The sequence below is a fragment of the Oleiphilus sp. HI0061 genome (assembly GCF_001635675.1).
Genome location: NZ_LWFE01001854.1, coordinates 1 through 922, shown reverse-complemented (window position 1 = coordinate 922; position 922 = coordinate 1). Strand labels below are relative to the sequence as shown.

Genomic DNA, 922 nt, shown 5'->3' with positions numbered 1-922 from the left:
CGTCTTCAACGCTCTCGGAGTCGAGCGCATTATTCGTTACCTGTTTGCTAGCGGTGCTTAGGCTCTTGATATATTGATCCAGTAATAGGTAGCTTGCGGGCACTAAAAGCAAGCTGATCAGTGTTGCAAAAATAACCCCAAAGGCCAGCGATACGGCCATGGGTATTAAAAACTTAGCCTGAATGCTGGTTTCCAGGATCAAAGGTGTTAAGCCTGCAAACGTTGTAATTGACGTTAAGAGTATTGGCCTGAAGCGTTTCTTGCCAGCTTCGCATACTGCACTAAAGATATTCACGCCCTTCTTGCGCAGCTCATTAATACAGTCCATCAAGACCAGGTTGTCATTGACGACAATACCGCTGACCGCCACCATACCTATGAATGACCAAAGCGTTAATTCCAGATTTAATAACATATGACCGAAAAGTGAGCCTAGAATTCCAAAAGGGATTGCAAACAAAACCAATAAGGGCTGACTGTAAGACGAGAATAAAACCGCCATCATCAAATACATTACGAAGATAGCGATTAGATAACCGTTAAACAGAATATCTAAAAACGCCACAATACTTTTTTGTTTACCTGCGGTTCCCCACTTCATATCTGGATATTGCGCGACTAGCGTGTCGAGGTAGTGTTCTTTAAGGTCCTTTTGAATATTGTAAACCGAGTTATGTTCTGTATTGACGTATGCGCTCACGGTCACCACTCGCTTGCGCTCATAGCGGCGAATATTATTCGGTGCCTGTCGGAAGTGAATATCAGCAATTATTGACAAGTCTATATAGCTGCCATCTGCTATCAAAATTGGCAGGTGCTCCAGGTACCACATCGAAGCTCGTTCTTCTTCAGGCAAGCCTAGCCAGACATCGACTTCATCATCTTGCGTTTGGATCGTTTGCACCACTTCACCCTGATACGC

At 44.3% G+C, this 922-nt stretch carries 1 protein-coding gene; it reads right to left on the bottom strand.

Annotated elements, in window-relative coordinates:
* Window positions 1–922 (bottom strand): efflux RND transporter permease subunit (locus A3735_RS28235; RefSeq protein ID WP_197486118.1); only part of this gene is annotated, 922 nt, incomplete at both ends.